This is a genomic window from Proteobacteria bacterium CG1_02_64_396 (genome assembly GCA_001872725.1).
GTDB lineage: Bacteria > Pseudomonadota > MNWR01 > CG1-02-64-396 > CG1-02-64-396 > CG1-02-64-396.
Map to the genome: position 1 here is coordinate 1 of MNWR01000099.1, position 9,888 is coordinate 9,888.

Below are 9,888 nucleotides of genomic sequence, written 5' to 3' on the forward strand. Positions count from 1 at the left end.
TTGTGTTTTCCGGGCATCGCTTGGCTCCTCGCTCTCGCCAATCATGCCCCCTCGGTCTTAACAAAACCTACTGTCCAGTTTTTGGGGTCCACTTCAGTCGAACGCATCACCCGAACGTCAACGGCCTTGGAACGCGCGGCGGTCTTGCCCATGACGGTGGAGGAACCTCCACCGTCGTACGCCGGGGGCGCTTCGACCCTGTGAGAACACTGCCTTCTCGTCCCAGACCGGGGGCGAGGGGACCGGTAGGGCAATCCTGGGTCTGCCTGGCTCGAATCCGAGGATTTAGTCCGAACGCATCCGAAGCCCTTCCCCCTCTCCCCCATGGGGGAGAGGGTCGGGGTGAGGGGGGTACAAGCGGGATTTTTGTTTGAAAAACGGCGATGGGTGGGTCGTGCCGTGCTCCATTCCCACCGAAACTCAGCCGCTTGACCCCATGCCGCCACCCCTCACCCTAAGGAAACGCTGATTTAATGGCGCTTCCGAGCGGCCCAGGGATGGTCCGCCACGTGGTGCGCTGTCGTAGGAGGCGACCTAAATCGCCGAAGCTCTGCTGATTTTGCAAGCGAAGCCAAAACCATCGCCGCCTCAGGGCGCCTACTTTTGGTTTTTGCGTAGCGTGCCGATTAAAAGGCAGGAGCCTTTAATCGGCGCTTCCCTAACCCTCTCTCCAGGTCTGGGGAGAGGGGACCGGTGCCCCCTTTGGACCCAACTTGAGATCCCCCAAAACGCGCTCCTGGGATCGCGGGGATGCCGTATCTCCTACTCGTACTGCATCCGTTCCAGATACTCCTGCCGCACCGCCTCGATCTCTTGCATCAGCCCATCCACATCGGCGCTGGCGGTCTCCTCCGCGACCCGACCGGTCAGCACCACCGCCGGGTGCAGCTCGCCGCGATCGAACAATCCCCAGATCTCTTTGCCGTATTGGGTGCCGTGCAACTCGGGGGCGAATTGGGCGAAGTAGGCGGTCATGTTGGCCACGTCCCGTTCCAGCATCATGCGGGCGTTGTGGTTGGCCGCCGCGTCGACCGCCTGGGGCAGATCGATGATGACCGGACCCTCCTCCCCCACCAGGACGTTGAATTCCGACAAATCGCCGTGGACCAACCCGGCGCAGAGCATGCGCACAATCTGATTGATCAGAAAATCGTGATAGACGACCGCGTCTTCGGGTTCAAAGGCCAGATCGTTCAGGCGGGGGGCGGCGTCGCCGTATTCATCGGCCACCATCTCCATAATCAACACCCCGTCGAAGAAGCCGTAGGGCTTGGGCACCCGCACACCGGCGTCGGCCAGCTTATACAGGGCGGCGACCTCCGCGCTTTGCCAGACGCTCTCCTGCTCTTTGCGACCGAACTTGGTCCGTTTGCCCATGGCGCGCGCCTGCCGACTGCCTCGCACCTTGCGCCCTTCTTGGTACAAAACACTCTGGCGGAAGCTGCGCTGGTGGGCCTCTTTATAGACCTTGGCGCAGCGGATCTCGCCCCGGCTGCGCACCATGTACACCGTGGCCTCTTTGCCACTCATCAACTGCCGGACGACCTCGTCGACAAGCCCTTCATCGAACAAAGATTCGAGCCGCTTGGGGATCTTCATGGGGGGGGATGACCTTCATCGGTGGGGGAATACAAAAAGCGGGGCGAAGGATAAGGGGGATCGGGGTAGGGGGCATCAAATAAGGTGAAATACCTGCGGTTCAAGGGCCATCGCAACGCGAACGGTCGAACAACCCCACCCAGCGACGATGGCCCTTGCAATGCACGGTTCACCCCCCGGTTTTGGGGGCAACCGGTTGTTTGGCGTCTCGGGGAGAAATCGAAGTACGAACCTTCATCACCTTTTGCAACATGTCGAACCAGAAAGGGGCGCCCAGGGAGATCGCCATGGCGCTGATGAGCAGCCCCACGATCTTGGTCAAGACCGCCCCAAGACATGCCAGCCACCCCTGGGATGGAGCTGCGGGGGATGGATGCCAACCGAACTGCAAGGTCGATGCGGCCATCGCCTGCTGGGCCTGTTCAAAGGCAATCCCCACCCCCGGTTGATCGTCGATCCCCTGCACGTTGACCTGATTGGCCACCGCCATCATCTGAGCCCGCGCCGCCGGGTTGTTGGCCAAAACTTGGGTGATTTGCAGGGTATCGACGTTGCCCACCACCACCAGAATCGCCGCTGTCCAAAACCCGACCACCTGGGTTTTGCGTTTGAACCAGCCACTGGCCCGGTCCATCACCTGATCGAATTGATCGGCCACCGATTGCCGAAAAGCCTCGGCATCGCCCCTGGCCTGATCCACATGGTGGGCCACCATCTGTTTGAGGTGGGCAGACGCCTTGGTGTCGGGCAGAGCATCCACCAACGAAACGCCCCCCTCCTCAACCTTCTTGGCCGCATGGACCGCCTTGTTGGCAAGGAGCAGCGATTCAACCACTTTGCCCACCACGTCCGAGGGAATATACGAGGGCTTTTTGACGTTGCCTTTAGCGTCTTGGGTACAAAGGGATCGGATCAGAGGATGGGCATAAAAGGCTGCGACAAAGGACTGCTGGTCGTTCAAATCGCCCGCAAACATCTCTTTTAAGGCCGTTTCGAGGTTGTTGCTGCGCACGCTAAATAGCTGATTGAACCATTCGACGATGGCGGTGCAGACAATGCCAAACACCAAGTAAATCGTGATCAAACCGATCATCACATCGAGCATGTTGAGTCCGAACATTCCTTGCCTCCTTCGAATCGTTGACGGGGAAACGGCGACCCATCCACTCTGGGCCGGAGCAGTTGTCTGCAAAGGCCCATGACTTGTCAACAGCCGACGTCCCTCCCTCTTGCACCCTCCCGCCGTCGGGGTAGGGTTTTCCGATCTCAAGGAGGCCCGCCCATGCGTCCGATTCGCCCGTTTGCACTGCTCGCCCTTCTTCTGTTCCCCCTGCTGAGCCACGCCGACCCGATCAACGAGCCGCTGGCCCAAGAGGCGGTGCAAAAGGTGCAGGATCTGCTGCGAGCCAAGACCAACACCGCGACCTATGCCATGGAGGTGGTCCGTCTCGAATGGCGGCGCACCATGCGCTTCGACAGCTGGGACGACAACGTGCAGGACCGCTTTTTCATCCGGGTGCTGGCCCCCGCCAAAGACAAGGACACCACCTTCCTCAAGGTCGGCACCAACCTGTGGACCTACCTGCCCAAGCTGGAACGGGACATCCGCATCCCCCCCTCGATGATGCTTTCATCCTGGATGGGCTCTGACTTCACCAACGACGATCTGGTCAAGGCCAGCTCGGTGGTGCTGGATTACACCCACCGGGTGATCGAGCGTCACAAGCGGGGCGATCTTGAGATCCTGACCATCGAGTCGCGCCCCAAACCGGACGCGCCGGTGGTCTGGGGCAAGCTGATCCACACGGTGCGCTCCGACGGCATCCCCATGAAAACCGAGTACTTCGATGATGGGGGGACGCTGGTGCGCACCATGTTGTTCGAGCAGGTCAAGACGATGGACGGCCGGGAGGTCCCTACCCTGTGGACGATCCTGCCCGCCGACAAACCCGACCAAAAAACGGTCATGACCATCGAGGCGATCACCTTCGACCGACCCATCGCCGAGGATGTCTTCTCGCGCGCGAACCTGTCGCGCAGAGGGCGGTGATGACCCGCGCCATCCTCCCCATCGCCTGGCGCAACCTGACCCGCAACCTGCGCCGCTCCCTGATTACCTTGTCGGCCATCGCCATCGGCATGACGGCGCTGCTGTTTTTGTGGGGCTTCAACGACGGCTCCCACAACAACATGATGCGCAACATCGCCGCCTCCTTCGTCGGGGGGGTGCAGATTCACAAGGAGGGGTTCTTCCTGCACCCCAAGATGGAGGATGCCATCCCCGACCCCGAGGCGATCCGCGCCGCCCTGGCCCATCACCCCGACATCCCCTGGACGCAGCGCTTGATGTCGTTCGCCCTGATTGCCGGGGCCGACACCTCGGCGGGGGCGATGCTGCTCGGGCTCGATCCTCAGCGGGAGCAACAAACCACCACCCTGGCCACCAAGGTCGACCAGGGGCGCTTCTTCCAAAACTCCGACGAACGCAGCTGCATCATGGGGGCGACCCAGGCGCGCAATCTTCAGGTCGCGTTGGGGGACGAGGTGGTGGTGCTGACCCAGGACTACTACGGCGGCATGGCGGCCGACCGCTTCACCCTGGTGGGGATCATCGGCAGCGGCGAGATGGGGATCGACCGGGGGCTGGTGCTGCTACCGCTGCGTCAGGCCCAGACCCTTCTGGGGATGGAGGGGCGGGTGACCGAGTTTGTGCTGCAACCCTCTATGGAGCAGGTCGAGCGCCTTGCCGCCGCGCTGAAGGTGGCGTTGAAAGGGCAAGAGGTGGAGGTGCTGCGCTGGTTCGACATGTACCCAATGATGAAAGAGTGGGTCGCCATGGATAACGGCTTTTTCTACATCTTTATGACCATCGTCCTGTTCCTGGTGGTCTCGGGTCTGCTGAGCACGGTGCTGGTTTCAATGCTGGAGCGCACCCACGAATTCGGCATTCTCATGGCGCTGGGGACCACGCGGATCGAAATCGCCGCCATCGTCCTGATCGAATCGCTCTTCATTGTGGTCGGCGGCATCCTGCTCGGGGTCGGGGCCGGATTGGGGTTGGTCGCCCACTACCACAAGGCGGGGATCGACCTGGGCAATGCCATGGACACCGCCACCCGCTTCTACATCGACACCGTCATCCGCACCGAAATCGACACCGACCATCTGTGGATCACCATCGTCGCGATGGGGCTCTCCACCCTGCTCGCCGCGCTTTGGCCCGCCTGGAAGGCGACCCGGCTCGAACCGGTGGAGGCGATCCATCATGTCTAACGCCGCCGCCTCGCTGTCGTTGTCCACCTATCTGCGCATGGGCTGGCGCAACCTAATGCGCAACCCCCGCCGCACCCTGCTGACCCTCTCCTCCCTCATCGTCGGGATCGGCTCCCTCACCCTGCTCGGGGCGCTGGTGGATGGGTGGATGGTCGACATGCGCGACAACTTTGTCCTAACCCAAAGCGGCCACTTGCAAATCCACCAAGCTGGTTTCGAGCAGGAGCGGCAGATCAAGGATTTCATCCCCGACCCCGCCCCCATCGACGCGGTCCTCAGGGACCAGCCCAACATCCGCGCCTGGACCCACCGCATCCGCGCCTCGGGGCTCGCCTCGGTGGCGGGGGCAAGCACCGGGGCCGAGATCGTCGGCATCCAGCCCGAACAAGAGGGACAGACCAGCCGCCTGCGCAGCTTTCTCCACCAGGGGGTGTGGCTCGATCCTAACGACCCGCGAGGGCTGCTGCTCGGGATCCGCCTGGCCGAAAACCTGGGGATTGAGATCGGCGACAAGGTGGTGCTGATGACCCAGGCACCCAACGGCGAGATCGTCTCGGAGCTCTTCCGGCTACGGGGGATTCTGCGGGCCGCCGCCCAGGAGGTCGACGCCACCCTGGCTCTGATCAACCTCACCACCGCCCAACGCTGGATCGGGCTGGGGAACGGGGTGACCGACGTGGTGGTGCGTATGCAGGTGCACGGCCAAGAACAGGCGCTGCAAGCGGCGATCACCCCGATTCTGGGGCCGCAGCGCGAGGTGATGCTCTGGTGGGAGATCGACCCTTTGGTCAAGCAGTGGGTCGAGCTGGGGGACGTCAGCAACTACGTTATTCTGGTCATCGTGGTGGTGGTGGTGCTGGCCCAGATCCTCAACACCATGCTCATGGCGCTGATGGAGCGGGTGCGGGAGTTCGGCCTGATGGAGGCGCTGGGGACCGGCAAGCGCCAGCTCTTCACCATGGTGCTGTGGGAGAGCGTCGTCCTGGTGATGACTGGCAGTCTGATCGGCTGGGGCATCGGGCTGGGTTGGGTGATCTACTTGCAGGTCGACGGCATCGATCTATCCGCCTTTGCCGATTCCCTCGCCTTCGTTTACATGAGCCCGGTGATGAAGCCGATCCTGACCCTCAAAACCGAGGTATTGATTCTGACGACCTCATTCCTGGCCGCCCTGATCGCCGGCCTCTACCCCGCCTGGAAGGCGACGAGATTGCAGCCGGTCGAGGCGATGCGCGAGGTATGAAACCGCGATGATGCAGTGGCTGCACCGCCTGGCGCTGTTCCTGCGTCCCCACCGCCTATGGATGTTGGGCCTGAGCGGGGCTGCAACCCTGGTGCTGGTCGCTCTTGCCTTTCAAGCCCCCGCCCCCCAAACCGCCCGCTACGCCATCCCCGCCATGCTGCTTGCCGCCTGGGCGGCGTTGCTGGCGCTGCTGATTGCCGACTTTCAACGCCTGCCCCCCGTCGCCACCCCCGAGATGGGCTGGTGGAAACGCACCCAAATCGGGTTGCGCCGCCTGGGTTACCGGGTTCTGGCCACCCTGTTTGTGGTCACCACCGTTGTGGCGTTGGGGGTGAGCGGACGGTTGCTGGCGATTGGGTTCAACCTGGAATGAAGATGCATCGAAGATGGAATGTACAAGGTCGGAAGAGCGAAGCGAGGTCCGGCAGGCGGGGGGTCGCTGAACCCAAGACCCAAAAAACCAAGGGCAAAAACATCCACCCGCAGATGACCAAATTTGAGCAGATTAAGGCGTTTCAACGGCAAGCCTTAGGGAAGCGCTGATTGATTAGCGCTTCCGAGCGACCCAGGGATGGGTCGCCAAAATCAGGAACGTCGGAGGCGACCTAAGTCGCCGAAGCCCTGGTGATTTTGCACGCGAAGCCAAAACCATCGCCGCCTCAGGGCGCCTACTTTTGGTTTTTGCGTAGCGTCGCTGATTAAGGCAGGAGGCCTTTATTCAGCGTTTCCCTAGGAATCGGACTTGAGGTTCGGCCACGGGGTGGCCTCCTACGCGCAATGGCTTTTGCTTCGGTCCAGGCCTGACCCGAAGCCCCCATCCCGACGTCATCCCCGCGCAGGCGGGGATCCAGCGGTCGCAGGGGCGACAGCGCTGGGAGGGATGGGGCCACTGCGGGGGAGAGGCCGCCCCGGTGAGCCCACCGTGCGTTCGGGCTCCGAGAACAGGCGCAATCGCGCCGAGGGCGGCGCTCCTACCGCGTCGCCTGCGGGGGGATAACGCTGCGGGGGGGCTCTGCTGTCGTAGGAGGCGACCCCGTCGCCGAAGCTTTTGATTTTTGCGAAGCGTCGCTGATTCAAGGCAGGAGGCCTTTAGTCAGCGCTTCCCTAAGTTGCCGAAGCGAAGCTGGGTTGTTTCAGTCGGCCCAGGTTGTGGCAACGGGGGTCGATCCTGCCTTTTGGAGGGGGCGCTCCGTCGTGGCCGCTTTTCCCCCATCGCACAAAAGGCGGACGCGACGCAGCGCGTCCACTCCAGGGGGCACTTGGTGGGGGCGGGGTTGAGGGGGTCGGGTTGCCTCTCCATTCGCGGATAGAAATCCGCTCCCACAAAACCAACCCCACCCCACCGAAACCATCCGGCCTACGCGGGGCTATTGAGAAGACTTTGCTTCGTCCGGCGGCACCCAATCGTCCGCTGCCGGGGTTTCGTTCAATCCCCCACCCACCAGACCGTTCAAACTCCCCCCTTGCAGCCCCAACTCCTTGAGCAGGCTCTCCACCAAAGGGGCTTGGGCGCGGTAGCGTAGGGCGCTGTTGACCACCTGGTCGGCCAGGTTGCCGCTTCCATCCCCGGCACCGCTGGAGCCCCCCGAACCGCCCCCCAACCCTTCGACCTGGTAGATTTTGATCCCCTCGATCCGCTCCATCGGTTTGACGCTCTGGGCGATGATCTCGGGCAGCTGCGCAATCAACGCCAGCTTGATCTGCCGGGCGATCTGCTCGGCTGCCAACAGGTTTTCGGCCTCGTTGATCGCCCGTTTGCCCTCGGCATCGACCGCATAGCGCATCCGAGCCGCCTCGGCAGCCAGCTTTTCGGCCTCGGCGTTCCCCTCGGCGGCGGTTTTGACCGCCAGGGCGTGATCCTCGGCGGCCTCTTTTTCGGCGGTAGCGGCCACCTTGACCTGGATCGCCTGGCGCTCGGCCTCCTTGGCAGCCTCGACCAGCTCGATCAGTTTCTGCCGCTCGGCGATCTCGGTCTCCTTCACCGTAATCACCTGCTCAGCCGCTTTGACCATCTCGGCCCGAGCGCGGGCGGCGACCGCCTCGGCCTCGGATTGCGCCTTGGATTTTTCGGCGATGGCGATGGCCCGGTCTTGCTCGGCCAACTCCAGGGCGCGCCGTTTGTCGATCTCGGCGCTTTCGATGGTCTTGGTCTTCTCGATGTCGGCCGCCTCGACGGCCCTGGCCTTGGCGATCTCCCGCTCGCGGATCTGCCGCTCCATGTCGATCCGCTCCTCGGCCACGGCCCGGTCGGCGGCGATCTTGCCCTGCTGGGTTTGCTGACTGGCCAGAATCTCGGCCAACTCCGCCTCCCGTTTCTTTTCGGCCTGTTCCCGGGCGATCTCCGCCTCCTGGGCGGCGCGGCGGATCGAGATTTCCCGCTCCTGCTCCATGCGGGCGTATTCCTGCTCCCGTCCGACTTCCAGCTTTTGCCGCTCCGCCTCCAAGTTTTTGCGGGCAACCGCCACCTCGGTGTCCTGCTCGATCTCGTTGCGCCGCTTGCGCCGCTCCTCGATCGCCTCGGTCAGTTTGGTCAGCCCCTCGGCGTCGAAGGCGTTGTCGGGGTTGAAGAACTCCTTGCCGGTCTGGTCGAGCCCGGTGAGCGAAACCGCTTCAAGCTCCAGACCGTTCTTGAGCAGATCCTCCGAGACCACCTGCTGCACCTTCTGCACAAAATCGACCCGCTGCTCGTGCAGCTCGATCATCGCCATCTCGGCAGCGACTGCCCGCAGGGCGTCGACGAATTTGCCCTCGACCAATTCTTTCAGCGCCTCGGGATTCATGGTTCGCATCCCCAAGGTTTGGGCAGCATTGGCAATCGATTCGGCCACCGGCTGCACCCGGACGTAGAACTCGGCCTGCACGTCGACCCGCATCCGGTCGCGGGTGATGAGCGCCTGCTCGTTGGCGCGGCGCACCTCCAGCCGCAGGGTGTTCATGTTGACCGGGATGATCTCGTGCAACACCGGCAGCACCATGGCACCGGCGTTCATGATGACCTTTTGCCCCCCCATGCCGGTGCGCACAAACGAGGTCTCCTTCGAGGCGCGGCGGTAGAGGCGGGCCAGGATCAGCCCGATGGTGAGCAGCCCGAGCAGGGCAGAACCGACGATCACGGCGATGTTGGTAAGGTTTTCCATGGCTTCCTCGGACCTATTCGTCGATCAGGATGGGGTGGGGATTGGGGATGGCTACGAACAGGGATCCCTTCTGGCGAACCAATAAGACGTGGTCGCCCTGTTTCAATTCGGGTTGCCCGGTGTCGGGCTCGACCATGACGTAGTGGGTTTGGCCGAAACCGTCGTGAAGTCGGGCTTGGGCGGGGGAGCCGGGGCGGGCGACCCCCAGGGTGATCGTCGCCACCCGCCCAATGAAGCTCTCTTCCGAGACCGCCTCGGTTTCGTCCTGGGGCAAAAAGTGGGCGACCAAGGCCGAACCCCAGCGGGTGACCGGCAGCGCCAACGCCAGCGCCGCTGGGGCGGCCAGCCAGGAGGGAAGCAACAGACCGGTGGTCGATTGCAGCGCAAGCTGGATCGAGAGCCCCGCGACCCCAAAGCTGGTCAGCAGCAGGATCAACACCACCAAAAACGGGGTTTTGCCTGAAGTGGACCCCAAAAACTGGACAGTAGGTTTTGTTAAGACCGAGGGGGCATGATTGGCGAGAGCGAGGAGCCAAGCGATGTCCGGGAAACACAAACGGCACAGTGCGCAGTTCAAGGCGAAGGGGGCGCTGGAGGCCCTGAAGGGGGTAAAACCACAAGCGAGTTGGCTAGTGA

9 protein-coding genes are annotated in these 9,888 nt (G+C 62.9%); 5 read left to right on the plus strand and 4 right to left on the minus strand.

Annotation, left to right across the window (positions count from 1 at the left end):
• Complete coding sequence (locus tag AUJ55_11740; GenBank protein OIO54573.1) at window positions 1-204, plus strand: hypothetical protein; 204 nt, start codon at window positions 1-3, stop codon at window positions 202-204.
• A 558-nt stretch (window positions 205-762) separates the two neighbouring features.
• On the opposite strand, the gene AUJ55_11745 is transcribed toward AUJ55_11740, so the two are convergent.
• Complete coding sequence (locus AUJ55_11745; protein OIO54574.1) at window positions 763-1,599, minus strand: serine protein kinase RIO; 837 nt, start codon at window positions 1,597-1,599, stop codon at window positions 763-765.
• Window positions 1,600-1,768: 169 nt separating this feature from the next.
• Window positions 1,769-2,719 carry a hypothetical protein gene (locus AUJ55_11750; GenBank protein ID OIO54575.1) on the minus strand — a complete coding sequence of 317 codons (951 nt, stop codon included), beginning with the start codon at window positions 2,717-2,719 and terminating at the stop codon, window positions 1,769-1,771.
• A 162-nt stretch (window positions 2,720-2,881) separates the two neighbouring features.
• On the opposite strand from AUJ55_11750, the gene AUJ55_11755 reads away from it, so the two are divergent.
• From AUJ55_11755 to AUJ55_11770, 4 genes are read left to right on the plus strand one after another with little or no spacing between them, the layout of a single operon-like run.
• On the plus strand, window positions 2,882-3,649 hold the full coding sequence (locus AUJ55_11755; protein ID OIO54576.1) for a hypothetical protein: 768 nt from the start codon (window positions 2,882-2,884) through the stop codon (window positions 3,647-3,649).
• Window positions 3,649-4,872 carry a hypothetical protein gene (locus tag AUJ55_11760; protein OIO54577.1) on the plus strand — a complete coding sequence of 408 codons (1,224 nt, stop codon included), beginning with the start codon at window positions 3,649-3,651 and terminating at the stop codon, window positions 4,870-4,872. The genes AUJ55_11755 and AUJ55_11760 overlap by 1 nt, the downstream gene beginning before the upstream one ends.
• Window positions 4,865-6,115 (plus strand): hypothetical protein, encoded by a 1,251-nt coding sequence (locus tag AUJ55_11765; GenBank protein OIO54578.1) that lies wholly within the window; start codon window positions 4,865-4,867, stop codon window positions 6,113-6,115. Before AUJ55_11760 ends, AUJ55_11765 begins: the two co-directional genes overlap by 8 nt.
• 7 nt (window positions 6,116-6,122) lie before the next feature.
• On the plus strand, window positions 6,123-6,488 hold the full coding sequence (locus AUJ55_11770) for a hypothetical protein (protein OIO54579.1): 366 nt from the start codon (window positions 6,123-6,125) through the stop codon (window positions 6,486-6,488).
• Between the two features lie 994 nt (window positions 6,489-7,482).
• Here the strand turns inward: AUJ55_11770 and AUJ55_11775 are convergent.
• A complete protein-coding gene (locus tag AUJ55_11775) occupies window positions 7,483-9,252 on the minus strand; it encodes a flotillin (protein ID OIO54580.1) in 1,770 nt (589 codons plus the stop codon).
• Between the two features lie 13 nt (window positions 9,253-9,265).
• The gene (locus AUJ55_11780; protein OIO54581.1) at window positions 9,266-9,697 is read right to left on the minus strand and encodes a hypothetical protein; all 432 of its coding nucleotides are present in this window, start codon (window positions 9,695-9,697) and stop codon (window positions 9,266-9,268) included.
• Between the last annotated feature and the right edge of the window lie 191 nt (window positions 9,698-9,888).